This window comes from Reyranella massiliensis 521 (genome assembly GCF_000312425.1).
In the GTDB taxonomy this organism is placed as follows: domain Bacteria; phylum Pseudomonadota; class Alphaproteobacteria; order Reyranellales; family Reyranellaceae; genus Reyranella; species Reyranella massiliensis.
The window spans coordinates 4,691,917-4,715,503 of sequence record NZ_HE997181.1 but is presented as its reverse complement, the minus strand read 5'-3'; the positions used below and the strand labels follow the sequence as shown (position 1 = coordinate 4,715,503).

General features: G+C 65.8%; 23 protein-coding genes. 7 read left to right on the top strand and 16 right to left on the bottom strand.

The window, feature by feature from the left end; all coding sequences use genetic code 11:
• Window positions 1-33 precede the first annotated feature (33 nt).
• Both rpoN and BN60_RS23050 read left to right on the top strand, forming a co-directional pair.
• Window positions 34-1,572: an RNA polymerase factor sigma-54 gene (gene rpoN / locus BN60_RS23055; RefSeq protein WP_020698530.1), complete on the top strand. Its 1,539-nt coding sequence runs from the start codon at window positions 34-36 to the stop codon at window positions 1,570-1,572.
• Between the two features lie 113 nt (window positions 1,573-1,685).
• The gene (locus BN60_RS23050; RefSeq protein ID WP_043284264.1) at window positions 1,686-2,156 is read left to right on the top strand and encodes a PTS sugar transporter subunit IIA; all 471 of its coding nucleotides are present in this window, start codon (window positions 1,686-1,688) and stop codon (window positions 2,154-2,156) included.
• A gap of 23 nt (window positions 2,157-2,179) precedes the next feature.
• Here the strand turns inward: BN60_RS23050 and BN60_RS23045 are convergent, their stop codons facing one another.
• Window positions 2,180-2,401, bottom strand: coding sequence for a DUF1150 family protein (locus tag BN60_RS23045; protein WP_020698528.1), 222 nt, complete (start codon window positions 2,399-2,401; stop codon window positions 2,180-2,182).
• Between the two features lie 38 nt (window positions 2,402-2,439).
• On the bottom strand, window positions 2,440-2,904 hold the full coding sequence (locus tag BN60_RS23040; RefSeq protein WP_043284261.1) for an Hsp20 family protein: 465 nt from the start codon (window positions 2,902-2,904) through the stop codon (window positions 2,440-2,442).
• Window positions 2,905-3,380: 476 nt separating this feature from the next.
• Here BN60_RS23040 and BN60_RS23035 point away from each other — a divergent pair, with 476 nt between their 5' ends.
• On the top strand, window positions 3,381-4,892 hold the full coding sequence (locus BN60_RS23035; RefSeq protein ID WP_177324858.1) for a heparinase II/III family protein: 1,512 nt from the start codon (window positions 3,381-3,383) through the stop codon (window positions 4,890-4,892).
• 18 nt (window positions 4,893-4,910) lie between these two features.
• Here BN60_RS23035 and trpS read toward each other — a convergent pair whose 3' ends face one another.
• Window positions 4,911-6,002, bottom strand: a complete 1,092-nt coding sequence (gene trpS / locus BN60_RS23030) for a tryptophan--tRNA ligase (protein ID WP_020698525.1) — start codon at window positions 6,000-6,002, stop codon at window positions 4,911-4,913.
• 243 nt (window positions 6,003-6,245) lie between these two features.
• On the opposite strand from trpS, the gene BN60_RS23025 reads away from it, so the two are divergent.
• Window positions 6,246-8,036 carry a peptide ABC transporter substrate-binding protein gene (locus BN60_RS23025; RefSeq protein WP_020698524.1) on the top strand — a complete coding sequence of 597 codons (1,791 nt, stop codon included), beginning with the start codon at window positions 6,246-6,248 and terminating at the stop codon, window positions 8,034-8,036.
• 4 nt (window positions 8,037-8,040) lie between these two features.
• Here BN60_RS23025 and BN60_RS23020 read toward each other — a convergent pair whose 3' ends face one another.
• On the bottom strand, window positions 8,041-9,336 hold the full coding sequence (locus BN60_RS23020; RefSeq protein WP_020698523.1) for an MFS transporter: 1,296 nt from the start codon (window positions 9,334-9,336) through the stop codon (window positions 8,041-8,043).
• Window positions 9,337-9,406: 70 nt separating this feature from the next.
• Between BN60_RS23020 and BN60_RS23015 the strand changes: the two genes are divergently transcribed.
• Window positions 9,407-10,348 (top strand): M14 family metallopeptidase, encoded by a 942-nt coding sequence (locus BN60_RS23015; protein WP_020698522.1) that lies wholly within the window; start codon window positions 9,407-9,409, stop codon window positions 10,346-10,348.
• Here the strand turns inward: BN60_RS23015 and murJ are convergent.
• The 9 genes from murJ to BN60_RS22970 form a co-directional block, all read right to left on the bottom strand.
• Complete coding sequence (gene murJ / locus BN60_RS23010) at window positions 10,317-11,903, bottom strand: murein biosynthesis integral membrane protein MurJ (RefSeq protein WP_020698521.1); 1,587 nt, start codon at window positions 11,901-11,903, stop codon at window positions 10,317-10,319. The genes BN60_RS23015 and murJ overlap by 32 nt on opposite strands.
• 162 nt (window positions 11,904-12,065) lie before the next feature.
• Window positions 12,066-13,319 carry a flavin-dependent oxidoreductase gene (locus BN60_RS23005; protein WP_020698520.1) on the bottom strand — a complete coding sequence of 418 codons (1,254 nt, stop codon included), beginning with the start codon at window positions 13,317-13,319 and terminating at the stop codon, window positions 12,066-12,068.
• Between the two features lie 4 nt (window positions 13,320-13,323).
• Window positions 13,324-13,737 carry a gamma-butyrobetaine hydroxylase family protein gene (locus BN60_RS23000; protein WP_020698519.1) on the bottom strand — a complete coding sequence of 138 codons (414 nt, stop codon included), beginning with the start codon at window positions 13,735-13,737 and terminating at the stop codon, window positions 13,324-13,326.
• Window positions 13,738-13,747: 10 nt separating this feature from the next.
• Window positions 13,748-13,966 (bottom strand): Trm112 family protein, encoded by a 219-nt coding sequence (locus tag BN60_RS22995; RefSeq protein ID WP_020698518.1) that lies wholly within the window; start codon window positions 13,964-13,966, stop codon window positions 13,748-13,750.
• 62 nt (window positions 13,967-14,028) lie between these two features.
• A complete protein-coding gene (locus BN60_RS22990; protein WP_020698517.1) occupies window positions 14,029-14,742 on the bottom strand; it encodes an LON peptidase substrate-binding domain-containing protein in 714 nt (237 codons plus the stop codon).
• Window positions 14,743-14,758: 16 nt separating this feature from the next.
• Window positions 14,759-15,694: a thioredoxin gene (trxA, locus tag BN60_RS22985; RefSeq protein ID WP_020698516.1), complete on the bottom strand. Its 936-nt coding sequence runs from the start codon at window positions 15,692-15,694 to the stop codon at window positions 14,759-14,761.
• A 94-nt stretch (window positions 15,695-15,788) separates the two neighbouring features.
• Window positions 15,789-16,121 carry an Mpo1-like protein gene (locus BN60_RS22980; RefSeq protein WP_020698515.1) on the bottom strand — a complete coding sequence of 111 codons (333 nt, stop codon included), beginning with the start codon at window positions 16,119-16,121 and terminating at the stop codon, window positions 15,789-15,791.
• Between the two features lie 22 nt (window positions 16,122-16,143).
• On the bottom strand, window positions 16,144-17,382 hold the full coding sequence (locus BN60_RS22975) for a CaiB/BaiF CoA transferase family protein (protein ID WP_020698514.1): 1,239 nt from the start codon (window positions 17,380-17,382) through the stop codon (window positions 16,144-16,146).
• Window positions 17,379-18,590, bottom strand: a complete 1,212-nt coding sequence (locus BN60_RS22970) for a CaiB/BaiF CoA transferase family protein (RefSeq protein ID WP_020698513.1) — start codon at window positions 18,588-18,590, stop codon at window positions 17,379-17,381. The genes BN60_RS22975 and BN60_RS22970 overlap by 4 nt, the downstream gene beginning before the upstream one ends.
• 195 nt (window positions 18,591-18,785) lie before the next feature.
• Here BN60_RS22970 and BN60_RS22965 point away from each other — a divergent pair, with 195 nt between their 5' ends.
• The gene (locus BN60_RS22965; RefSeq protein WP_020698512.1) at window positions 18,786-19,799 is read left to right on the top strand and encodes an aspartate-semialdehyde dehydrogenase; all 1,014 of its coding nucleotides are present in this window, start codon (window positions 18,786-18,788) and stop codon (window positions 19,797-19,799) included.
• Window positions 19,800-19,931: 132 nt separating this feature from the next.
• Window positions 19,932-21,356 (top strand): tetratricopeptide repeat protein, encoded by a 1,425-nt coding sequence (locus BN60_RS22960; RefSeq protein ID WP_020698511.1) that lies wholly within the window; start codon window positions 19,932-19,934, stop codon window positions 21,354-21,356.
• 6 nt (window positions 21,357-21,362) lie between these two features.
• On the opposite strand, the gene BN60_RS22955 is transcribed toward BN60_RS22960, so the two are convergent.
• From BN60_RS22955 to BN60_RS22945, 3 genes are read right to left on the bottom strand one after another with little or no spacing between them, the layout of a single operon-like run.
• Complete coding sequence (locus BN60_RS22955; protein WP_020698510.1) at window positions 21,363-21,953, bottom strand: TIGR04282 family arsenosugar biosynthesis glycosyltransferase; 591 nt, start codon at window positions 21,951-21,953, stop codon at window positions 21,363-21,365.
• Window positions 21,950-22,678 (bottom strand): TIGR04283 family arsenosugar biosynthesis glycosyltransferase, encoded by a 729-nt coding sequence (locus BN60_RS30190; protein ID WP_425357815.1) that lies wholly within the window; start codon window positions 22,676-22,678, stop codon window positions 21,950-21,952. Before BN60_RS30190 ends, BN60_RS22955 begins: the two co-directional genes overlap by 4 nt.
• A complete protein-coding gene (locus BN60_RS22945; protein WP_020698508.1) occupies window positions 22,633-23,571 on the bottom strand; it encodes a radical SAM protein in 939 nt (312 codons plus the stop codon). Before BN60_RS22945 ends, BN60_RS30190 begins: the two co-directional genes overlap by 46 nt.
• Window positions 23,572-23,587 lie beyond the last annotated feature (16 nt).

The window sequence follows — 23,587 nt, the reverse complement described above, 5'->3', positions numbered from 1 at the left end:
TCGGAGGTCCGGTGACCTCCGGGTGGGGGTCATATGCGTATCGGTCCGAGTCTCATCCTCACGTCACGCCAGGCCCTGGCGATGACTCCGCAGCTGCAGCAGGCGATCAAGCTGCTGCAATTTTCGCACCTGGAACTGGCCGCCTTCATTCAGCAGGAGCTCGAAAAGAACCCTCTGCTTTCCGAAGGGACGACCGAGGAAGGCCCGGTTGCCGAAATCGAAAGGCCCGCTCCCGAGCCGGCGGGCGACACGGCGGAAGCGCTGTCGGCCGCAGCGCCGGCGCTGGCCGATGCCGATGAGCGCTGGACGCGCGAGTATGCCGATCGCGGCGGCGACGGTACTGCAAGCCGCACGGGTTCCCGCGAAGACGCACCCGATGCCCTGGACTTCGTTGCCGAGCGCCAGCCTTCACTCGCCGTCCATGTGCTCGAGCAGCTCGAACTCATGTTCAAGAACCCTGTGGAGCGGCGGATCGCCCTGAAGCTTGCCGAAGGTCTCGACGAAGCTGGTTACTGCCGCCTCGACGCCGCGGCTGTCGCCGAGGCCGTCGCGACCGACATTGGCGTCGTCGAGGCGATCTGGACGCGGCTGCGTCAGATGGAGCCGGCCGGGCTCTTTGCGCGGACCGTCGCGGAGTGCCTCGGCGCCCAGCTCGCGGAGCGCAACCGTCTCGATCCTGCGATGCAGGCGCTGCTCGACAATCTCGACCTCGTCGCGGCCGGCGAACTCGGCCAGCTGCGGCGGCGCTGCGGCGTCGACGACGAGGATCTGCGCGACATGCTGGCCGAGCTGCGCACGCTCGATCCGCGTCCCGGCCAGGCCTTTGTTTACGAACCGATCCAACCGGTAGCGCCCGATCTCTACTTGACCGCCGCGAAGGATCCCGAGACCGGCGAAGAAGGCTGGCACATCGAACTCAACACCGACGCCTTGCCCAAGGTCCTGGTCGATCGCAACTACCACGCAACCCTGATGAAGGGCGTCCGGGCCAAGACCGATCGCGATTTCGTCGCCGAGCGTTTCCAATCGGCCAACTGGCTGGTGAAGACGTTGGAGCAGCGCGCCACGACCATCCTCAAAGTCGCGCGCGAGATCGTACGTCAGCAGGACGGCTTCTTCCGTCATGGCGTCAGCGCACTGAAGCCGCTGGTGCTGCGCGACATCGCCGTCGCCACCGAACTGCACGAAAGCACGGTGAGCCGTGTCACCTCCAACAAGTACATCTCCACGCCGCGCGGCATCTTTGAGCTGAAGTACTTCTTCACGTCGGCATTGCCGGCACGCACGCCCGGCGTCGTCGTCTCATCCGAAGCGGTACGCTCGCGCATCCGCCATCTCGTGGGCAGCGAGAATGCGCGTCAGCCTCTCAGCGACGATCGCATCGTCGATCTGCTGAAGGGTGAGGGCATCGAGATCGCGCGTCGTACGGTCGCCAAGTATCGCGAGGCGATGCGCATTCCCTCTTCGTCCGAGCGTCGCCGGTTGGGCCGGCTGGGCATGAGTCGGCCGACACCCTCGGTAGTGCCGAGTGCTGCCGTCGCCGCCCAAGCGTTGACCGGCCCGGCTGATTGATCCGGCTGGCGGTACCGCGAACCCTCCCTTGACCCGCTCGGGGGACGCGCCTATAGGGGCGCACCCCTCGCGGGGCGAATCGAGTTCGAGCCCGCTAACCCATTGGTGATGTTGTGGAAATTGTCGATTTGCTGTCCGGCCCGGATGCCGTTCTGGCAAGCGTCAAGGCATCCGGCAAGAAAGCGCTCCTGGCCGAACTGGCCGCCCGCGCTGCCAATGTCTTCAAGATCGACGAACGCAAATTGTTCGACCGCCTGCTAGAGCGCGAGCGTCTAGGCTCGACCGGCATCGGTGGCGGCATCGCCATTCCCCATGGTCGGCTCGCTTCGGTTCCCAAGCCGGTCGGCTTGTTTGCCCGTCTGGCCCATCCTGTCGATTTCGACGCCATTGACGAGCGTCCGGTAGATATCGTTTTTCTGCTCGTGACCCCCGAGGGCGCGGGTGCAGACCATCTCAAGGCATTGGCCCGCGTTTCGCGGTTGCTGCGCGACCGCAGCCTCGTCGAGAAGCTCAGGGCAACCGACAAGGCCGACGCGCTCTACGCACTGCTCGTCGAGTCAATCCAAGCGCAGAGCGCTGCCTGAGGCAGCCCGCGCTTCATCCGATTTTAGTGAACCAGCGCAGGTTCCAGTTCGTGCTGGCGGATCAGCGCCTGGGCGATTTCCACCGAGGGCGCGGCCGCCATCGGCTTGCCGTCGGCGGAGAAGATGCCGATGGCGTGTGCGCCGTCCGGAAGGTTGATCGCCTTCACGTAAGCGATCTGCTCCGAACCGAGGCTGAGAAAAGCCTCTTCCGCGAGGGGAGTGAAAGCAGCTTCGTTGTTTTCCATGGCTACCTCCTTGGCAGCGGTCAACGCGTGTCCGCCGTTCAACGGCTACGGCGCGCGGTGATGTCGATCGTATTGTCGGGAGCGCCAACCTTGGCGCTGCCACCGTCGATACGAATGGTGCGGATGCGCGGCTCCAAAACGGGGCGCACCAGGTCGATCGACAACAGACCATTGTCGAGACGGGCGCCCGTCACTTCGATGCCGTCGGCGAGCATGAAAGCCCGCTGAAACTGACGCGCGGCAATGCCGCGGTGGAGATAGACTCGGTCGCCCTCGTCGGCCTGCTTGCCGCGGACCATCAGCTGGTTTTCGACCAGTTCGATTACCAGATCGTCGTCTGTGAAGCCGGCGACGGCTAAGGTAATGCGCAGGCCATTCTCGCCGATTCGCTCGATATTGTAGGGAGGATAGCCTTCGGCATTTTTCGCCAGGCGATCCAATGTACGCTCAAGCTGGTCGAAACCCAGCAGCAGCGGTGAATTGAACATCGGCATACGACTCATATTGACCCTCCTCCGAGGAGCGAGCGGCAGGGAATCCCATAAGGCCTTCCCATTGTATGAATCTGGTGTGCCAAATGGCCGGTTCAAGGGCCGGTCAAGGGGTCCGTTTCGGAGCTGGACCTGGGTTTCGCACCCCATCGCCATAGCCTCCTTCGTAGGGTAAAATATCCAGAACCCCTCCACCGTCCGGGCAGACGCGTCCGGGCCAAAGAACGAAACGAATGACGCTGGTCGCCTCAGAAAGACGGCCCGGGGAGCCTTTAGTTCCCGGCGCCCGCCCAATCCGTTCGGTTCAGGCCCGTCCGACAGCCAAGTCGGCAGCCAAATCGACCGCCAAGCAAAGCCGCCGGTTCGGCCGCTGGTTCCTGGGTTCGTCCCTTTATTCCCTGACGCTCGGTTACAATTCGCCCCAAAGCTTCTTCGCCGTGGCCCCCGATGGCTGGCCTGGCGACCCGGTCCTGGGTCAAAGGCTGCTCATGGCCGGCGAATTGGCCGCCTGCGGCAGCTCCGGCGCCGTTCTGCCGGATTCGGACGATCCGCCCTGGCAGAGAAAGGGCATGTCGCCGCTCTGGCTCGATGCCCTGAACGGCTTCGGCTGGCTGCGCGATCTGCGCGACAGCGGCGATCCCGCAGCCGGCCTGCTGGCGGCCCGGCTGGTCGACGACTGGACCAACAAGGAATGGCGCTGGTCGCCGGTGACGTGGAAGCGCGACGTGGTTGCCGCGCGCATCGTCGCCTGGATTCGCCACTACGAATGGATGGCCGCGGCGGCCGATCCGGGCTTCGCCGCGCGCTTCGTCTTCTCGATTGCCCGCCAGCGCGTCCACCTGCGGCGCGTCGCGCGCCGCGGCATGGTCGGCCACGAGGCCATCGCCGTCCTGAAGGCGCTGATCTACGCCGATCTCGCCTTCATCCGCGACGGCAAGCATTTCGAGAAGGGCCTGGACCAGTCGCTGACCCGGCTGGCGAAGTTCGTGAAGCGCTATGTGCTGCACGACGGCATCGTTGCCGAGCGCGCGCCGCACCTGCAGCTCACCGTGATGCGTCATCTGCTCGATGTCCGCGCCGCGCTGGCCTCGGCGGAGCGCCGGGCGCCCGCCGAGCTGGTGGCCGCCATCGACCGCATGGCGCCGATGCTGCGCTTCTTCCGCCATGGCGATGGCGGCCTCGCGCTGTTCAACGGCACCTGGGAGGGCGACCGTCGCATGATCGATCTCGTGCTGGCCCGTTCGGGTTCGGGCGAGGCGGCACCGACCATGGCGCTGGTCAGCGGATTTCAACGGCTCGTGGCCGGCACGTCGCTGGTGATCGCGGATGCCGGCAGTCCGCCGGGTCGCGGGATGGACGGCATCGCCCATGCCGGCACGCTCTCCTTCGAGATGAGCGCGGCGCACGAACGCCTGATCGTGAACTGCGGCACCTATCCGGGCGCCCCGCGCGACTGGCAGCACTTCATGCGCTATACGGCCGCGCACAGCACGGCGGTTGTCGACGACACCAACTCGACCGAGATCACCGATCACGGCGCGCTTGAATACCGCGCCGGCAACGTGTTGATCGACCGGGCCGACGATGCCGGCGCGCAGTGGCTCGACATGTGTCACGACGGCTATCGCTCGCTTTACGGCATCATCCATCGCCGCAGGCTATGGCTGTCGCCCGATGGCGGAGACCTCCGCGGCGAGGATGCCTTCCTGGGCTACGAAGGTCGGCCGATCACGGTGCCAGACCAGCGCTTCATCGTGCGCTTCCACCTGCACCCCACGGTGAAGGCGACCCTCGCGCAGAGTGGTCAGGCGGTGCTGATGCGGTTGCCGAGCGGCCGTGGCTGGCGGCTGCGTGCTTCAAACGCCGGCATCGGCCTCGCCGAAAGCATCTATCTCGGCGAAGAGGGCCGCGTGCGCCGCACCGAGCAGATCGTCCTGGTCGGCCAGGTGCCGGTCGAGGGCGCCACCGTGAAGTGGGCCCTGACGCGGATGGAAGGGTAACGCCGAGCCGCCTCAGCCTTAGGGCCTGAGGAAGCCGACCGTCCTGTAGACGTCGTCGAGGATCGGCGCTGCCAGCGCGCGGGCGCGTTCGGCGCCGTTGCGCAGAATGCCGTCGACATGGCCGGGATCCTTCATCAGGCGCTGCATCTCCGCACCGATCGGGCCGAGCTTGGTCACGGCCAGCTCGGTGAGCGCCGCCTTGAACTCCGAGAACTGCTTGCCGGCGAAGGCGGCAACGACGGCCTCCTTCTTCTGGTCGGCGAGGGCGGCATAGATGCCCAGCAGATTGTCGGCATCGGGCCGCTTCTCGGCATCGGCCAGGGTCTCCGGCATCGGCAGCGGATCGGTCTTGGCGCGGCGGATCTTCTGCGCGATGGCGTCGGCATCGTCGGTCAGGTTGATGCGCGAGTAGTCCGACGGATCGGACTTGCTCATCTTCTTGGTGCCGTCGCGCAGGCTCATCACGCGCGTGGTTGCGCCGAAAATCAGGGGCTCCGTCACCGGGAAGAAGTCGGGCACCCCGAAGTCGTTGTTGAACTTGATCGCGATGTCGCGCGTCAGTTCCAGATGCTGCTTCTGGTCCTCGCCCACCGGCACATGCGTGGCCTTGTAGAGCAGGATGTCGGCGGCCATCAGGGCGGGATAGGCGAACAGGCCCAGCGAGACATTCTCGCGGTCCTTGCCGGCCTTTTCCTTGAACTGCGTCATTCGGCTCATCCAGCCCATGCGGGCGACGCAGTTGAAGACCCAGGCAAGCTGCGCATGCCCGGGCACCATCGACTGGTTGAAGATGATGTGCTTGGCGCCGTCGACGCCGGCCGCCAGGAAGGCGGAGGCGATCTCGCGGGTCTGGGCCGACAGTTCCTTGGGGTCCTGCCACAGCGTGATCGCATGCTGGTCGACCACGCAATAGATGCAGTCGTAGTCGTTCTGCAGGCGCGCGAAGTTGCGGATCGCGCCGAGATAGTTGCCGAGATGGAGATTTCCGGTGGGCTGCACGCCGGAGAAGATCCGGCCTTTCAGTCCGCGGGCGGCATAGGGCGGGAGGTGCGGATTGGCGGCGGCGGGCGCGGCAGCGCCGGGATTCGGACTCGTGGTCGCGTCAGGCATGGGTGTGGACTCCGCTCAAGGTCGAAAGCGCGGGGTTTGGACCGCCGCGCGCCCCGCCGGTGGAAGGCTGGGGGCGGGCGGGTATCGCGCAGGCCGGCCGCGTAATCAAGCGAACTCCCGTCGTTTTTCAGTTCGACTGACGTTGACGGCAGCAGCCTGCGCTGGTCCCATCTTTGTCGCACGTATCTTGCAGAATAGCGGGAGCGTCGGGGACGGATTCGACAGCTTGGACGGAGGTATCCGATGGACGAGCGTGGCTTGCGTAGTCTGATCGACAAGGTGAAGGCGGGCGGGATGTCCCGCCGCGCCTTCGTGCGGCGCATGGCGGCAGTAGGTCTTACGGCACCGATGGCGGCGCAGCTCCTGGCCTTTTCAGGCGTCGCGATGGCGGATACCAAACCGATCTACAAGCCGACCAAGCGCGGCGGCGGCGGCCTGCTGAAGGTGCTGTGGTGGCAGGGGCCGACACTGCTCAATCCGCACTTCGCGGTCGGCACCAAGGATCAGGACGGCTCGCGCCTCTTCTACGAGCCGCTGGCAGCCTGGGACCGCGCCGGCAATCTCCGGGCAAAGCTCGCGGCCACTATCCCGAGCCGGGATAACGGCCAGCTCGCCGCCGACGGCCGGTCGGTGATCTGGAAGGTGAAGCAAGGCGTCACCTGGCACGACGGCAAGCCGCTCACCGCCGACGATGTCGTTTTCACTTGGGAATATTCCAGCAATCCCGCGACGGCGACCGTCAGCAGCGGCTCCTACAAGGACGTCGCGGTCGAGAAGATCGACCAGTACACGGTGCTCGTGAAATTCCAGAAGCCGACGCCGTTCTGGGCCGACACCTTCGTCGGCTGGGCGGGTTGCATCATCCCCAAGCACTTGTTCAGCGACTATATCGGCGCCAAGTCGCGCGACGCGCCGACCAACCTGAAGCCGGTCGGCACCGGCCCCTACCTGTTCAAGGATTTCAAGCCGGGCGATCTCATCACCGGCGAGATCAATCCCAACTATCACGAGCCCAACCGGCCCTACTTCGACGCAATCGAACTGAAAGGCGGCGGCGATGCCGTCTCGGCGGCACGCGCGGTGCTGCAGACCGGCGAGTATCACTTCGCCTGGAACCTGCAGGTCGAGGACGAGATCCTCACCCGTCTCGAGAAGGGGGGCCGGGGTCGCGTACAGGTGACTCCCGGCGGTGCCATCGAGCATATGCAGCTCAACAACACCGACCCCTGGACCGAGGTCGACGGCGAGCGATCCAGCCTCAAGACCAAGCACCCGCTTTTGTCCGATCCGGCGGTGCGCCAGGCGCTTTCCTTGCTGATCGACAAGAAGTCGATCCAGGATCACATCTATGGCCGCATCGGGATTGCGACTCCGAACTACATCAACAACCCCGAGCGGTTCCGCTCCAAGACGACCAAGTTCGAGTTCGATGTCGGCAAGGCCAATGCCATTCTCGACAACGCGGGCTGGGCGCGCGGGCCCGACGGCATCCGCGCCAAGGACGGCAAGAGGCTGAAGTTCGTCTACCAGACCTCGATCAACCAGCCGCGCCAGAAGACACAGGCGATCGTGAAGCAGGCCGCGCAAAAGGCCGGCATCGAGATGGAGTTGAAGTCGGTGACGGCGTCGGTGTTCTTCTCCTCCGACGTGGCCAATCCCGACACCTATACGAAGTTCTATGCCGACCTTCAGGAGTACAGCAACGGCATGAACGCGCCCGATCCCGAGGTGTTCCTGCGCCAGTTTTGTTCGTGGGAGGCGGCCACCAAGGAGAACAAGTGGCAAGGCCGCAACATCACGCGCTGGCGGAACCAGGAATACGACGACATCCACAAGGCCGCGCAGGTCGAGCTCGATCCCATCAAGCGCGCGGCGATGCTGATCAAGCTGAACGAGCTTGTGATCAACAAGGTGGTGGTCATCCCCATCGTGGCCCGGCCTCAAACGGTGGGGATGAACAACCAGCTCGTCGCCGAAATGAGCGGCTGGGACAACAACACCTGGGATATCGCCAATTGGTATCGTGACGGCTGATCGCTCAGGCCGTCCGGGGCACGTTCTGCCGGTCCCGGTCGGGATGATGGAACAGCAGCACGACCAGGACGGATGACAAAGCGAGGCCTGCCATCAGGAAGAAGCCATCGGCGAAGGAGCCGCGCAGGCCTAACACCCAGCCGGTGATCGCGGGCGCAAGAAAGCCCGCGACGGCGAAGCCGAAGTCCATGAGGCCGAGCGCCGTCGCCGCGCGCTGCGGCACGATGTCGACATTCACCGCATAGTAGGCGGCGTTGGCGCCCATCGACGCGGCGACCGCCACCGTGATGCCCGCGATGGCGACGGTGAGGTCGCTGGTGAGTGCCACAGGGATCACCGCAAGGGCCGCCACGAACTGGCTGCCAGCGATGAGATAGGAACGTGAAACGCGTAGGCTCCCGGTGGTCTTCAGGAGATGGTCGGACCAGCGGCCGAACAGCCACAGCAGGAAGGCGGCGGAAAGCCAGGGCAGCACGGAGAAGAGGCCGACGGCCGCGAGATTCAGCCCATACTTCTTTTCCAGGTAACTCGGCAGCCAGGTCATGAAGAAGAACAGGAAGTAGCCAAAGACGAAGAAGGCCCAGTAGTTGGCCAGCAGCGTCTTGTTGGTGAACATGAGCTTCAACACCGCAGTGCTTGGCCAGGATTTCAGGGGCGTATGCGGCGCGGCGGGGACGCCGGGATCGCTCGTGCGGATGTGGGCGAGCTCGGTCTTGTCGACGAAGCGTGAGTCGGCCGGATCGTCACGGAAGAAGAAATACCAGAGCGGCACCCAGGCGATGGACAGCGCGAACAGCAGGAGAAAGGTGAGCCGCCAGTCGAGCCAGTCCAGGAGCTGCGTGACGACGGGGCCGCCGACGGCCAGCGCCAGCGGCACCGCCAGCAGCGCATTGCTCAATGCCGTTGCCCGCTCGTGCGGCGACAGCCAGTGGCTGACAGCGCCGGTGAGGGCGGGAAAGTTGGGCCCCTCCGATATGCCGAGCAGTACGCGCGCGGTGTAGAGGATGGCGACGCTGGTCGCGAGCCCGGTCATGCCGATCGACAGGCTCCACAGGATCGCGGCGATCGTGAGCACCGCCCGCGCGCCGTAGCGGTCCACGGCGAAGCCGCCCAGCAGGGTGGTCACGGCATAGCCCAGGCCGAAGGCGCCCAGTACGGCGCCGGTGGCCGCTGGCGACAGGCCGAGATCGCGCTGGATCATCGGGATTGCATAGGCGATGGCGGCGCGGTCGATGTAGTTCACGACGGTGATCGCAAACAGCAGGAAGACGATGAACCACCGGAACCGCGTACGCGCCATCTGCTTCTCCTTGTTCGACGCAAGGTAGCATGCGAAGGAACGACGTGTTCCTAGGGATGGTCTGACGCCGATGTCCGAGTTGCCGCCGATCGAGTACGCCTTTCCCGAACTTCGCCGCTGGGAGAAGGGCGCCGCGCCCTATGTCCATGTCCTCGAGAGCGGCAAGCCGGGGCCGACCGTCATGGTGGCGTCGCTGACGCACGGCAACGAAGTATCGGGCGCGATCGTGGTCGATGCGCTGCTCGCGGCAGGGGTGAAGCCGCGCCAGGGTACGTTGATCCTGTCGTTCAACAATATCGACGCCTATCACGCGTTCGATCCCGAGGCGCCGTTCAAGTCCAGGCTGGTCGACGAGGATTTCAATCGGGTGTGGGGTCGCCTCGACCAGCCGGCGACGACGGTCGAGACGAAGCGGGCGCAGGTCGTGAGGCCGTTCGTCGAACGCGCCGACATGCTGCTCGACCTGCACTCCATGCACGACGATTGCGTGCCGCTGATGCTCTCGGGCCCGCTCGACAAGGGCGTGGCTTTCGCCAGGAAGATCGGCACGCCGGTCGACATCGTGCGCGATGCAGGACATGCCGCCGGCATGCGCATGCGCGACTATGGCGGCTTCGGCGATCCCAAGAGTCCGAAGAACGCCTTGCTGATCGAGACCGGCCAGCACTGGCGCGCCTCGTCGGTCGTCGTCGCCAAGGATGTGGCGGCGCGGTTCCTGGTCGAGACCGGAGCCGTCGACGCAAACGACCTGCCCGCCGACTGGCGCCAACCGACGCCCGCCCGGCAGCGTGTCGTCGAAGTGACGCACGCCATCGCGACCCGGCGCGGCAACTTCGAGCCGGTCCGCGTCTTCGAAGGCCAGGAACTGATCGCCAAGGCCGGCACCGTGCTGGGCCACGACGATGGCGAGCCGGTGACGACGCCTTACGACGATTGCGTGCTGGTGATGCCCTCGTCGAGCCGGCCGCTCAGGCCCGGTGTCACTGTGGTTCGCCTGGGTCGGCTGACTTGAGGCCGGGCTGTCGGCGCAAGGCGTAACGCAGCTCCGACATCCGCACGATTCCCAGCACGATGCCCAGCAAGGCATAGGCCGCGACACCCGCAGCGCAGGTGGCGGCGAGTGCTACGCCGCCCGAAATGTCGGGGCGCGCGAGCGGGGCGGCCAGCCAGATCATCATTCCCGACAGCGCCGCAGCCATGCCGAGCGTCGCGCCGACCACACGAACGGCGCGCGAGACCAGGCGCGTGTCCGGCACCCAGTGATGGCGTTTCAGCAGCACGGCCGCCAGCAACGCGGCGTTCAGCCATCCCGAGAGCGAGGAGGCGAGTGCAATGCCGACATGGGCGAGTGTCGTGGCAAACAGGAAGAACAGGTTCAGTGCGATGTTGGTGGTGATCGCGGCGATCGCGACATAGAGCGGCGTGCGCGTGTCCTCGCGGGCGAAGAAGCCGGGCGTCAGCGCCTTCACCAGCACGAAGGCCGGCAGGCCGACCGCGAAGGCCGCCAGCGCGCCTGCAGTGCGCCAGGTATCTTCGGAGCCGAAGCGGCCGCGCTCGAACAGGGTGCGAATGATCGGATCGGCCAGCAGCCATAGGGCAACGGCGGCCGGCAGGCTGAACAGCAGGCCGAATTCGATGGCGCGATTCTGGTTGGCCATCGCTGCCTGGGCGTTGCCGGCCCGCAGTTCGCGCGCCAGCAGCGGCAGCAAGGCGGTGCCGACGGCGATGCCGACCACGCCCAGCGGAAGCTGCGCGATGCGGTCGGCGTAGTAGAGCGCGGAGATCGTGCCGACGGGCAGCAGCGACGCCCAGACGACATCGAGCATGACGCTGATCTGCTGGACGCCGCCGCCGATGGCCACCGGGGTCGCGAGCTTCACCAGCCGCGCCACCCGTTCGGTCCAGCGCGGCCGCACCAGCTTCATGCTGACGCCGTCGCGATGGCAGGCGATCAGCAGCCACAGCCATTGCAGGAGCCCCGCGATCGCCACGCCAATCGAGGCGGCATAGCCGGAGTTGGGCAGCAGCGGCGTCAGCCCCAGCACCGCGCCGATCAGCGCGAGATTAAGAAGGATTGGCGTGGCCGCGACATGGGCGAAGCGGTCGATGCTGTTCAGCACGCCGCCGTAGAGCGACGCCAGCGAGATGAAGAGAAGATAGGGAAAGGTGATGCGGCCGAACTCGACGGCCAGCGCGAAGGAAACCGGATCGTCGCGCATGCCGGGCGCCAGCAGCGACATGACCCATGGCATGCTTGGAATCAGCAACAGCGTGAAGGGAATCAGGACGAGGAGCAGCGCGGCCTGCGCCTGACGCGCGAAGGTCAACGCTTCCTCGCGTCCCTTGCCCTGCAGTTCGCGCGCGAACAGAGGCACGAAGGCTGCCGAGAAGGCACCTTCGGCAAACAGGCGGCGAAAGAAGTTCGGCAGCTTGAAGGCAACGAAGAAGGCGTCAGCCACCGCGCCCGAGCCCAGCACGGCCGACAGCACGATATCGCGCACGAAACCGACGAGACGGCTGAGCAGCGTGAAGCCGCCGACCGTCGCGATGGCGCGGGCGAGGCTCATCGGTCAGTGCCGTACGCCGGGCTGTACGGATTCGTCACAGGTGCCACAATCCTGTCATCGTCGAGTGCCATAGTCTCAATCGGTGGTGGCCGGCGATGTGATGGCCGGTTTAAACCGCCACCGCGGCCGGTCCCGAAAGGGGCCGGTTTCATTTTGTGGCCGTCACGCCGGACGCCCGGCCAGCTTGAGCAAGGTCTCGCGGTCCTGGGCGACGAGCTTCTTGTAGTCGCCGACGATCTTTTCGAGTTCGTCCGACGGCAGCACGCTTTCGAGATTGGTGAAGCCCTGCGGCGCGCGCTGCTCGACGATGTCGAGCATCACATCGATGCCCTTGCGACGATTGCTCTCGACGATGCGCGCGGTCGGCGGCAGTCGCCGTTCTTCGTAGCGCTTCAGCGCCGCTTCGGGATCGTCGCCGACGCTGAGTTCCTGCGTGATCGCCTCGCCGTCGAGGATCGCCTGCGACGCGCCGTTCGATCCGATGGGGTACATCGGATGTGCCGCGTCGCCCAGCAGCGTAATGCGGCCCTGGCTCCAGCGCGGCAGCGGATCGCGATCGACCATCGGGAATTCCAGGATCGTGTGCGCGGTGCGGATCACTTCCGGCACGTCGAGCCAGTCGAACTTCCAGTCGGCGAAGCGCGGCAGGAAATCCTCGAGCTTGCCGGGCTTGTTCCAGTCCTCGCGCGACGGCAAGGCGCCATCGCCCATGTGCAGGTCGCAGATCCAGTTGATCAGCGCTTCGCCGCGTTCGGCATGCGCGCGACTGATCGGATAGCAGACGAACTTCTGCGTGTGATGGCCGGCCTGCACCATCGTCGCGCCGCCGAGATAGGGTTTGCCCACGGTGACGCCGCGCCACATCAGGATACCCTGCCACTTGGGCGGCCCCTCGTTCGGATAGAAACGTGCCCGCACCGCCGAATGGATGCCGTCGGCGGCGACGAGAAGGTCGGCGGTCATTTCCTCGACGATTCGGCCGTCGCGGTCGGCAAAACGCGCCGTCACTTTTGCCTGCTCTTGCGCGAAGTCAGCGATGCGCCGGCCGAACTTGATGCGATCCGCGCCCAGCATCTCCTGCGCGGCGCGAAACAGGATCATCTGCAACTCGCCGCGATGGATCGAGAATTGCGGCCACGGCAGTCCAGCATGCCGCCCGCGTGGATCGGCCCAGATCGTCTGACCATGGCGGTTGGCATAGCGCAGCTCGCGCGTCTCGATGGCCGTGGCCGCCAACGCGGGCTCCAGGCCAAGGCCCGAGAGAATGCGCACGGCGCCCGCCTGGATGTTGATGCCGACGCCGAGCGGCCGCATCTCGTTCACGGCCTCGAAGACATGGACGTCGAAACCGGCGCGATGCAGGCACATCGCTGCCGTCAGACCACCGATCCCGGCGCCGGCGATGATGATCTTCATGTAATCAAGGATCTCGGCTGAGGCCGCGCTGGAGCAGGGCGGCCTGATAGGCGGCCCAGCGTTCGGCATGGGTTTCGCTGAGTTCGCGCAAGTAGGCCCAGCTGTAGATGCCGCTGTCGTGCTTGTCGTCGAAGACGATGCGAATGGCGTAGTGGCCGACCGCTTCGACGGCCGCGATCTTCACGTGACGACGACCGGACACGATCTTCTTCTGGCTGGGACCGTGGCCCTGCACTTCCGCCGACGGGCTTTCGACGCGCAGATACTCGGCCGTCAGCGCGCAGGCATGGCCATCCGAAAAATCGATTTCGAGCCGCCCTTCTTCCTTGAAGACGCGCAGCTCGACCGGCCAGGGCGCTGTTGTCGACTCGTAGCTGCCGCCATCGGGCACGGCCTTGGGAAAATGGTCGGCTGTCATGGTCGGGCGCTCACGGCACGTCGCGAATCTGGCGGGCTTCGCTCACCAGCATGATGGGAATGCCGTCGCGGATCGGATAGGCGAGACCTGCCTTGCGGCTGATCAGCTCGCCGGCCGCCGCGTCGTACTCCAGCGGTCCGTGGGTCGCGGGACAAACGAGAATCTCCAGCAGCTTGGGGTCCACGCCGCCGCGGCGCGGGGCTGCAGGTTCGTCCGATGGAGGGCTCATCGTGCGCTGCTTTCCTTGGTCTCTATGGCGGCCTTTATAGCATGCCCGGGGGCATGCCGCTTTCAATTGGTCCGGCGTGGCGGCGTGTCGGACGGCTCGCCGAACGCGTTCATTTCCAGGAAGGCGAGCAACAGCTTGGCGCGTGCCGAACTGTCGGCGGCTTCGAGCAGCGCCTGCTTCTCGGCCGGGCCGAACGGTAGCACCATCGACAGCGACGTCACCAGATTGGCATCGGCGGCCTGTTTGACCGCATCCCAGTCCGTGGAGAGGTTGCGCGAGCGGAAGAAGGCGGCGAGAGCCGCCATCAGGCGCTCGCGATCCAGCTCGACCAGCTCGTCGGCATGGTCGAGATCGGCGCGATAGGGCGAGAAGACCGACGAGACCCGGCGATAACCGCCGTGAGCGGGCTCGAGCTCGCGCACGATCTCGAAACGGCAGATGCCGGCCAGCGCCAGCAGCAGCCGGCCGTCCTCGGTTTCGTTGAAACTGACGATGCGGCCGGCGCAGCCCACCTTGTGCACCTTGGGTGCGCCATTGTCGGTCGGCAGCCCGTCGCCGGCGAAACCGCCGGGTTGCTGGGGCTGCACCATGCCGATCATGCGGTGGCCTGCCAGCGCATCGAAGACCATCGCGAGATAGCGCGGCTCGAAGACGTTGAGCGGTAGCCGGCCGCCGGGCAGCAACAGCACGCCCGACAGCGGGAAGATCGGCAGCGTCTCGGGCAGCTGCTCGAAGGTCGGATCGAAAGGGTTACGTACCGGCGCGTTGTCGCTCATCGACTCCGTTCGTCCCTCAGGAGAACAGGATGGTCGAAAGCCGCTTGCGGCCGTCGACGGAAATCGGGTCGGTGAAGCCCAGCGCCTCGAAGAACTTCAGCAGCTGCTGGCGCGCGGCGGCTTCGTTCCAGTTGCGGTCGGCCTTGATCATCGCAAGCAGCTCGTCGACCGCTTCCTGCTTCTGGTTGCCGGCCCAGTAGGCCATGGCGAGATCGAGCCGGGTCTGGAAATCCTTGGGGTTGGCGTCAGCCTTGGCCTTGAGCTCGCCGATGGGGCCCGCTTCCTTGGCCTTCTCCGCAAGATCGATGGCGGCCTGCACGGCCACGACGTCGGCACCGGTACGTTCCTTGGCGGGAATCTGGTTGAGCAGTTCCTTTGCCTGCTCGAGATCGCCGAGCGAGACCTGGTAACGGGCAAGACCGGCCAGCGCGACCACGTTGGTGGGCTCCACGCCCAGGATCTCGCTGTAGATCTGCGCCGCGGTTTCCATGTCGTTCTGCGCGACGGCGGCTTTAGCGTGTTCGAGCAGCTCGGCAATTTCGTTGGCGTTGCCATCGGCGCCCGGCGCACCGCCGGCAGCCTGCACGAGGCGATCGACGAATTGCTTCACCTGGCTTTCCGGCACGGCGCCCATGAAGCCATCGACCGGGCGGCCACCGAAGAAGGCATAGACTGCCGGGATCGACTGGATGCGGAGCTGCTGGGCCAGCATCTGGTTCTTGTCGATGTCGATCTTGACCAGCTTCACCGCGCCTTTGGCTTCCTTGACCACCTTTTCGATGATCGGCTGCAGCGTCTTGCACGGCCCGCACCACGGCGCCCAGAAGTCGACGATGACCGGAACTGTGCGCGAGGCTTCGAGCACGTCCTTGGCGAACTTGGTCTGGTCGCTGTCCTTGATGAGATCGGCGGGGGCAGCCTGCGGCGCGGCGCCCTTCAGCATCGTTTCCATAGGTCCTCGGACGGGGGAATTTGTATTGAGCGCAATGTGGCCTCGGCTCCCCATCGGCGCAAGGGCCTCGGGCGAGGCCAATCGGGGGCAGCAATCAGCCGCGAATCTGATACTTCATCAGCTCATCACCCAGCCGGCCGGTCAGGAATAGGCCGCACATGCGATAGTCGCTGATCAGCGACCAGAACGGTGCCTGGAAGGTCGCGGGCTTGTTCTTCTCGATGAAGAAGTGACCGAACCAGGCCGGGCCGTAGCCCAGCAATGGAACCGCGATCAGCCACCACCAATTCTGGCTGGCGGTCGCCCAGATCAGGACGGCCGCCGAGAGGATGGTGCCGAAATAATGCACGACGCGCGTCGCCGGCTTGGCGTGTTCCCGAAGGTAGAACGGCCAGAACTCGGCATAGGTCTGGAAGCGCGCAGCCATGGGCCCAGTCTAGCGCAAAGTCCTAGCCCAGGGCGCCCGCCTTTTTGAAGGCCGCGATCTCGGCCTCGCTGAATCCTGTTTCGTGCAGGATCTCGTCGTTGTGCTGGCCCACCGCGGGCGGCGGGCCGGCCGGCCGCGGCTTCGCAAAGCCCAGACGGATCGGATTGTTCACCGTGCGCGGGATCTCGGGATTGGTCGTGTCGGCGAAGATGCCGGCATGCTCGGCCTGCTCATCGTCGATCACGTCGACCAGTCGTCCGATGACGCCAAACGGAATGCCGGTGCCGGCCAGTGCCTGTTCCCATTCGGCGTAGGTCCGGGCGGCGAAGATCGGAACCAGCTCGGCCCCCAGCTCCAGGGCATGGGCGCGGCGCTCGGGACGTCCGGCGTAGCGCGGGTCGGCCAGCAGATCCGGCCGCTCGATGACAGTGCAGAATTTCTCCCAGAGACGGTCGTCGCGCACCATGAGGAGCTGCAGCCAGCGATCGTCCTTGGTGCGGTAGAGATTGGTCAGGGCATTGCGTGGCTTGTCGGGGGGATGGCGCGGCGGCAGCCTGGCGCCGATCACCGCGCCGGCAGCGGAGGTGCCGTTGGCCCACACGCCGTTGGCATAGAGCGACGTGCCGACCCAGCCACCCTTGCCGGTCTGGTCGCGACGACGCAGCCCCAGCAGGATCGCGGCTACCAGGGTCATCGCCGTCGCCCGATCGCCCTGGGCGGGCAGCGACAGGCCGGGCGGACCGTCTTCGTAACGCGCCGAATCGAGGATGCCGGAGCGACCGAAATAGGCGGTAATGTCGAAGCCGGGCCGGTCGCGGTCGGGGCCGCTTTCGCCGTAGCCCGTCAGCGAACAATAGACGAGACGCGGGTTGATCGGTTCGATGTCTTCCCAGCGCAGTCGCAGCCGTTCGCGCGCCGGTGGCGGAAAGTTGACGATCAGCACATCGGCCTTCTGCAGCAGGCGGTCGAGGATCGTGCGGGCATCCGCGTTCTTGAGATCGAGCGCGATCGAGCGCTTGTGGCGGCCGTCGAGCTGCCAGGGGAAATTCCGGTCGTCTGGCGGATCGCTTTGCGGGTAGCTCGCGTTGCGGAAGCTGTTGCGGTGCGGGTCGCCCTCGACGGGCGGCTCGATCTTGATGACGTCGGCGCCGAAATCGGCCAGCGCAACGGCTGCGGCGGGCGCGGCGATGAACGAACTGATGTCGAGGACGCGCAGGCCGGCGAGCGGCAAAGGCTCCTCGTTGCTCAGGGCTTCACTCATTTCACTGCACCCGTCGAGCGCAGACCGGCTATCTCGTCCGTCGTGAGGCCGACCTCGCCCAAAATTTCGTCGGTGTGCTGGCCGAGTGTCGGGGCGGGATGGGCGATGCGCTGTTCGGCGAAGCTCACGCGGATCGGGTTGGCCAGCGTGCGCGGCATTTCCGGGATCGCCGTTTCGACCACGGCGCCGGCATGGACGGCCTGCTCGTCGTCGGGAACGTCCTGCGGCCGGCTGATGACGCCGAAGGTGATCTCGTGCGCCGCCAGCGCCTTGCGCCAGTGTTCGTAGGGCTGCGTGGCGAAGGTTTCGCTGAAAATCGCCGCGAGTTCGGCCGAACGTTGCCGCCGCTCGCCGATCTCGACGAAGCGTGGATCGTCGAGCAGCTCCGGCCTGCCCAATGCACGGCAGAGCGGCGCCCAGAGCTTGTCTTCGCGCACGATGGTGAGCTGGATCCAGCGATCGTCCTGGGTGCGGTAGATGTTGCCCAGCGCCGTGCGCGGACGTTCCGGTGGCGGCCGCGGCGGCAGGAAAGCCCCGACCAGCGCGGCCTGGGCGATTACGCCGCACGACCACAAGCCATTGCCCAGCAGCGAGGTGCCGACCCACGAGCCTTCGCCGGTCTTCATGCGGTGGACCAGCGCCAGCAGGATCGAGGAGACCAAGGTCATCGCTGTCGCGCGGTCGCCCTGCGCCGGCACGGGCACGCCCGGGGGGCCGCCTTCGTAGCGTTGCGCATCGAGCAGGCCGGAGCGGGCGAAGTAGGCGGTGACGTCGAAGCCCGGCCGGTCGCGGTCGGGGCCGGTCTCGCCATAGCCGGTCAGCGACGCATAGATCAGCTTCGGGTTGACCTTCTTCATGTCCTCGTAGGTGAGCCGGAGCTTGTCGCGCACCGGCGGCGGGAAGTTGCAGATGACGATGTCGGAGACGGCGATCAGCCGGTCGAGTGCGGCACGCGCGGCCGGTTGCTTGAGATCGAGCGTCAGGGAGCGCTTGTTGCGCGAATCCATGTGCCAGGGATAGTTGACCTCGGCCTTCGGGTAGTTGGCCGAGTCGTGCATGATCTTGCGGTTGGCGTCGCCGTCGGGCCCCTCGATCTTGATCACGTCGGCGCCCCAGTCGCCCAGCACTACAGCGGCCGCGGGGGCGGCGATGAACGAGCTGATATCCAGGACGCGCAATCCTGCGAGCGGCAGGCCTGTCTCGGTCATTGAATCTCCCTTTCGCGCCGATATGGGGGCGGGGCCTCGGTTGCCGTCAAGACCGTGTGTCGGCGGGGTTTCGTAGATCGGCCAGATGCCGCAACAATCCGCTGTTTCCGGCGGTTTCCTTGCAAAAGGGGGACCCGGCGCGTATCTCCCTCTGTCCGTCAATCAGAGGAGCGCGCACACAAGGCGCATATAGTCATGGGCTACAGAGTCGCCGTCGTCGGCGCGACCGGAAATGTCGGTCGCGAAATGTTGCAGATCCTGGCCGAGAGAAACTTCCCGGCCGATGACGTTGTTGCGTTGGCGTCCGCCCGTTCGGTCGGCGCGCAGGCCTCGTTCGGCGACAAATCGATCCTGAAAGTCCAGGACCTCGCGAAATTCGACTTCAAGGGCATCGACATCGTGTTGAGCTCGCCGGGCGCCAAGGTGTCGGCCGAGCACAGCCCGCGCGCGGCCAAGGCCGGCGCCGTGGTGATCGACAACACGTCCTTCTGGCGCATGGATCCCGACGTGCCGCTGGTCGTGCCCGAGGTCAACGCGCAGGCGATCGCCGGCTACAAGGGCCGCGGCATCATCGCCAACCCGAACTGCTCGACCATCCAGATGGTCGTGGCGTTGAAGCCGATCCACGAAGCGGCCGGCATCAAGCGCGTCGTCGTGTCGACCTATCAGTCGACGTCTGGCGCCGGCAAGGAAGCGATGGACGAGCTGGTCAGCCAGACCAAGAGCTTCTTCGTCAACCAGACGCTCGACCCGGTGAAGTTCACGAAGAACATCGCCTTCAACGTCATTCCCCAGATCGACGTCTTCATGGAAGACGGTTCGACCAAGGAAGAGTGGAAGATGGTGGCCGAGACCAAGAAGATCCTCGACCCCAAGATCAAGGTCCACGCGACCTGCGTGCGCGTGCCGACCTTCATCGGCCATGCCGAGGCGATCAACGTCGAGCTCGACAAGCCGCTCGACGAGGTCGAGGCGCGGCGCCTGCTTGCGGCCGCGCCCGGCGTGCTCGTCGTCGACCGGCGCGAGCCCGGCGGCTATGTGACGCCGAAGGAGATCACCGGACAGGACGGCGTCTTCGTCAGCCGCGTGCGCGTCGATCCCACGGTCGACAACGGCCTGTCGATGTGGGTGGTCAGCGACAATCTGCGCAAGGGCGCGGCGCTGAATGCGATCCAGATCGCAGAAGAGCTGATCAAAGGCTATATCTAGCTGCGATCGTCCGCTTTTCCGGACATTGAAACGGCGCGGAACCTTCGGGACCGCGCCGTTTTTCTATGCGCCCGCAGATGTTTAAGATGACGGGCTGATGTAGGATACACTGCTCCCGTACGAGCGAGTGCCGTGAACGACACGCCGACGCTGCATCCCACGAGGCCGGAGTCCACGGCCACCGACGCGCCGACGCCTTTGTTCGGCAGCGATGCTGACAGCTTTGTGCAGCAGCTCCGGCTGGCCTCGCAGGCGCATCGTGCCGGCCGTCTCGACGAGGCGATCTCTTCTTATCTCCGGCTGCTTGCCGTGCGGCCCTATCACGCCGAGCTGCACAACAATCTCGGCGTGGCGCTGCGGCTGGCCGGCAAGCTCGAAGCGTCGGTCGCGCATCATCGCCTGTCGCTGGCGGCCGATCCGCAGAACCCTGCGCTGCATTCCAATCTCGGCAATGCGCTGCGTGCCGCCAATCGGCCCGACGAAGCGGTGAAGCATCACTTCCAGTCGATCGCGCTCAATCGCGACTATGCCGAGGGCTTCTTCAATCTGGCGCTCTGCCTGCGCGATCTCGGTCGTCTCGACGAAGCCGTCGGCTGCTTCAGTCGCGCCCTGACGCTCACCCCCGACAACCGTCGCGCCCGCGTCGAACTCGCGATCGCGCTGTTGATGCGTGGCGAGCTGGCGTCGGGCTTCGCGGCTTACGAAGCCCGCAAGCGTCTGCCGGAAACGCCGGCGCCGGAATTCGGGCAACCCGCCTGGGACGGCGGACCGATTGAAGGCAAACGCATCCTGCTCTATCCCGAGCAGGGCTTGAGCGACGCGCTGCTGTTCGTGCGTTTCGCGCGCGAATTAAAGCGCCGCGGGGCGACGGTGATCGTGCTCTGCCAGGCGCTTCTCAAGGAGCTGCTGTGCGCCGTCGACTATGTCGACGAGGTGGTGGCCGAAGGTGAAGGGCTGCCCGAATTTGATCTGCATGCGTCGATGGTGTCGCTGCCGCATCTTTGCGGTACGGACTTCATCGCGCTCGCCGCCGAGTCCGCCTATCTGCGCGCGCCGGACGACAGCCGCATCAAGCTCGGCACGCTGGAGCAAGCGAAGCTCAGGGTTGGCATCTACTGGGCGGCAATGCCCGGCCAGGCGCAGGATCGACAGCGCTCGGTGCCGTTCTCGCATTTCCTGCCGCTTGCCGGCGATCCCGAACTTCTGGTGTTCAGCCTGCAGGGTGGCGTGCACCAGAAGGATATCCAGCAGTTCGGCGCCGGCGGCCTGGTGCACGATGTCGGCCGTGGCATCTTCGACTTTGCCGAAGCTGCGACCGCGCTGTCGCAGCTCGATTTGCTGATCTCGATCGACGCGCCGGTGGCGCATTTGGCCGCGGCGATGGGCATGAAGACCTGGGTGCTGCTGCCGTCGGCGGCCGACTGGCGCTGGCAGCTCGGTGGCGACAGCGCGCCCTGGTACCGCTCGACCCGCCTGTTCCGGCAGTCCATGCCCGGGGACTGGACGTCGGTGTTCGCCGCGGTCCGCGCCGAGCTTCACGCCCTCAAGAGCCGGTAGCTGCTTCTAGAGCCGCCGGTACGTCTCGGCGTCGTCGACATCGTCCAGCGTGTCCGCCAAGGCCGTCGTCACATGCTTCGGCAAGCCGGCCAGCGTCTCGGCCAGCGCGGTCGATGTCGACCAGCGCACGCCGGCGAACAATGTTTGCGGAAGCGGTTTCGTCCTCTTGGCGCCGATCAGCCAGAAACCGCCGTCGCGTGCCGGACCGAAGACGAGGTCGTGTTGTCCTAGCAAAGCGAAGGCGTGGGCGATGTGATGCGCGCGCAAATGCGGAATATCGCTGCCGACCAGGACGACCGGCCCCGGCGGCAACGACAGAAAGGGCAGCTTCATGCGCCGGCCGAGGTCGCCCTGCCGCTGCGGCCGGCGGTGTACTGTCGGCACGAGGCGGCGCCAGACAACATGATCGAGCGCATTGTCCGGCGTGACGAACAGCCAGACTGTCCAGCGACGATCCCGGACCAGTCGAGCGATCTGCCGGGCCAGCAACGACCTGTAGAAGCGGGCCGCTTCCAGAATGCCGATCTCGGCGCCGAGCCGTCGCTTGATGCGGCCAGCCTGCGGCGCGCGGGCGAAGATCACGAGATGGCGGGTCATCGTCCGTAGAGCCGCTGCAGGGTGCGCGGCGACATGCCGAGAAAGTAGAGGCTAAGGCAGCCGAGATTTCGCAACGGGCGCCTGAGCCAGCCGTCGCGCTCGTAGCGCACCGCCGACGTAACGGCCTCGGCGTCGAGTGCGACCAGGTTCCTGGCGCCGATGCGGCGCACGAACTCGACATCCTCCATCAGAGGCAGGGGCTTGAACCCGTCGAGATATTCGTAGAGCGCGCGCGAGATCAGCAGCCCCTGATCGCCATAGGGGAGGCCGAGCAGGCGACATCGCAGGGTGGCGAGCCTTTCGACGCGGCGCGCGCGGGGATCTGACGTGTCGAAGCGCAGGCGGAAGTAACCGGCCCTTCCGGCATTCGTCTTGCGGGACGTGAAGCTGCGGACGACGGCATTCCAGCCCGTTCCGAGCACCGTGTCGGCATGCAGGAAGAGAATCCACGGCGCGCTGCCATCGGTCGCGCCGGCCGCGAGCTGTGGGCCGCGGCCGGCCGTACTCACCGTCACGACCGTGGCGCCGGCCTGTTGCGCAATGGCGACGGTATCGTCGGTCGATCCGCCATCGCAGACCGTGATCCGCAGACCGAGGTCGCTGTCGCGAAGTGCATCGAGCGTGCGGGCCAGGGTGCTGCCCGCATTCAAAGTCGGGATGACGACGTCGAGGTCCGTCGCTACTGGCTGCAGGCGGCACCGCCCAGGACGCAGAACTTTGCACAATGCGGATGATTGAGCGGCACCGCGCCAATACTGTCGGCCAGGGTCCCGCCCAGTTCGAACTGCGGATCGTAGGGCAGGAGCGTGCAGGCGACGACGGCCGGCCGCGCTGCGCCCTTGCGCTTCACGATCATGCGGGAGGAGGCGCACATCACGCTGTCGGGTGACTTCTTCAGGATGCCCCAGCAGGCCGTCGTGATCTCCGGCACGTCCACCGTGGGGTCCATCTCGGGGAACAGCACGAGCGTTCCGGGATCCCACGCGTCGATGGACAGGCCGAGCCCGTCGAACAACCGGCCATAGCCGGCGCGTACTTCCTCTTCGGTCTCCGTCGAGAAATGTCGCCCCGCAACATGGACGTCGAAGCCCGAGTCGCAGAGCCATTTCAGCCCGTCGAGGGTCGGCTTCCAGCTTCCTGCGCCGCGCTCCTCTTCGTGCAGTTCGCGGCCATGGTGATCGACCGAGACACGAATAGTGAGGTTGCGACCGTGCTTCTGCAGCAAGGCGAGCAACGCCGGCTTCATCTTGTGCATGGGCTTCATGGCGTTGGTCAGCACCATCGCCTTGAGCCCGCGCGACAGCACGTCGTCGAGCATCGCCGGCAGTTCGGGATTCATGAAAGGCTCGCCGCCGGTGAAGCCGATCAGGCGGGTGGCGTGGCCGTCGCGTTCGATCTCGTCGAGGTAGTCGCCGACTTCGGCGGCCGTCAGATAGACCAGCCGGTCGTTGCGCGGCGAGGATTCGATATAGCAGTTGCGGCACGTAAGATTGCAGAGCGTGCCGGTGTTGAACCACAGCGTGTCGAGCGCCTTCAGCACAACATGGGCGCGCTGCTCGCCCTTGGCGGTGGTGAACGCATCCTTGAACTTCGCAGGATCGAGCGGAACGAGCAGCATCGACTAAAACCCTGTG